Annotated in this window: 1 protein-coding gene; it reads left to right on the top strand. The window is 64.5% G+C overall.

Annotated features, from left to right (window positions below; translation table 11 throughout):
- Positions 1 to 69: 69 nt before the first annotated feature.
- Complete coding sequence (locus tag FXV83_RS36875; RefSeq protein WP_235940510.1) at positions 70 to 1227, top strand: IS110 family RNA-guided transposase; 1158 nt, start codon at positions 70 to 72, stop codon at positions 1225 to 1227.
- The last annotated feature ends 117 nt before the right edge of the window (positions 1228 to 1344 follow it).

Below are 1344 nucleotides of genomic sequence, written 5' to 3'. Positions count from 1 at the left end.
TCCTATGGGTGGCGGGTGGTCAGGAGAGGTAGGATTGGATTGCAAACCATCCAGCCTCGGAGGACCAAGATGATCAAGCTCGATCGCACTGAGACACCCGCCGCAGCGGAGCATGCCACGGTTTATCTGGCTTTTGAACTGAGCAAAGCGAAATGGAAGCTCGGCGTGTTGCTGCCGGGTTCGCAGAAGCTGAGCCGCTATACGATCGGTGGCGGCGACCTGGCCGCCTTGACGGCCCGGCTTGCCGACATGCGCAAGAAGGCTGCCGCAGATGGCCGGCCGGTACGTGTTTTGTCGTGCTACGAGGCGGGTCTCGACGGCCACTGGCTGCATCGATGGCTGATGGGACAAAGTGTCATCAACCATGAAATCGATCCCTCCAGCATCGAGGTGAACCGGCGCGCCCGGCGCGCCAAGACCGACCGGATCGATCTGGAGAAGCTGATGCGGACATTCCTCGCCTATCTGCGGGGCGAGCCGCGGGTGTGCAGCATGGTCCACGTGCCGAGTGTTGAGGATGAAGACCGCAAGCGCCGCACCCGGGAACGCGAGCGCTTGCTCAAGGAACGCACGGCTCACACCAACCGCATCAAAGGGCTGCTGCACGGCCAAGGCATCCGCGATGTCAGCCCGCTGGCGCGAACATTCATCAAGGATATTGCTAAGCTGCGCACCGGCGACGGTCGTCCGCTGCCGGCCCGGCTCAAGGAGGAGATTGCACGCGAGCACGAGCGGCTGTGCCTGGTGGCCCGGCAGCTCGCCGAACTCGAGGCCCAAAGCCGCGCCGAACTGCGCAGCCCACAGCCCGCTTCGCCGCAAGCCAGGATCATGCAGCTCATCGATCTCAAGAGCATCGGCTCGGTCGGCGGTGAGGTGCTGGTCAACGAGGCGTTCTATCGCGACTTCGACAACCGCCGTCAGGTCGGCGGCTACTTCGGCCTCACCGGCACCCCTTACGACAGCGGCCAGCGTATCCGCGAGCAGGGCATCAGCAAGGCTGGCAACCGGCGGGCCCGCAAGCTCGCCGTCGAGCTGGCCTGGCTGTGGAGACGCCACCAGCCCGACAGCGAGCTGACGCGCTGGTTCAACACGCGGGTCGGCGATCTCAAGGGGCGCATCCGCCGCATTGCCATTGTTGCCCTGGCGCGCAAGCTGATGGTGGCATTGTGGCGCTATCTGACCACCGGCGTCGTTCCCACCGGCGCCGTGCTGCGTCCAACCTTGTGAACGGTCGCACGCAATGACGACCGACGTGAGCCAGGACAGACGCGTGACCGTCGTCATCCAGGGGAGTAAACTACCCGCTCTCTCAGAGGGGTCCCGTCCTTGCTGGGCTTTGCCTTC

Source organism: Bradyrhizobium hipponense (assembly GCF_008123965.1).
Taxonomy (GTDB): domain Bacteria; phylum Pseudomonadota; class Alphaproteobacteria; order Rhizobiales; family Xanthobacteraceae; genus Bradyrhizobium; species Bradyrhizobium hipponense.
The sequence above is the reverse complement of the archived record's forward strand: the minus strand, read 5'-3'. Positions and strand labels throughout refer to the sequence as shown.

Excerpts from the sequence above, each read along its gene's own strand:
- FXV83_RS36875 (WP_235940510.1), top strand. The coding sequence starts at position 70 with ATGATCAAGCTCGATCGCACTGAGACACCCGCCGCAGCGGAGCATGCC.